Source organism: Streptomyces beijiangensis, from assembly GCF_017315755.1.
Lineage (GTDB): Bacteria > Actinomycetota > Actinomycetes > Streptomycetales > Streptomycetaceae > Streptomyces > Streptomyces beijiangensis.
Map to the genome: position 1 here is coordinate 1 of NZ_JAFLRJ010000954.1, position 375 is coordinate 375.

General features: G+C 74.9%; 1 protein-coding gene. It reads right to left on the reverse strand.

The window, feature by feature from the left end; translation table 11 throughout:
* The coding region (locus tag J0695_RS40050) for a carboxyvinyltransferase (protein WP_505383636.1) at nt 1-375 on the reverse strand (375 nt) is incomplete at both ends.

Consider the following 375-nt stretch of genomic DNA (forward strand, 5'->3'; position numbering starts at 1 on the left):
GTCGCGCCCGTGTGCCGTACCTCCACGCCCTGGTTGAAGCGGGGGGCGGAGAGGAGCAGCGCGGAGACGAACTGGGAGGACGACGAGGCGTCGATCCCGACCGGACCGCCGTCCAGGGCTCCGCCGCCCTGCACCGTGAGGGGGAGCGCGCCGCGGCTGTCGTCGTCGATACGGGCGCCGAGGGCACGGAGGGCGTCGATGACGCCGTTCAGGGGGCGTTCGTACGAACGGGGATCGCCGTCGAAGCGGACCGGGCCGTCGGCGAGGGTGGCGACGGGGGGCAGGAAGCGCATGACCGTACCGGCGTTGCCGACGTCGATCGTGGCGGGGCCGCGCAGCACGGCGGGGATGACCCGCCAGGCCTCGCCGGAGCCG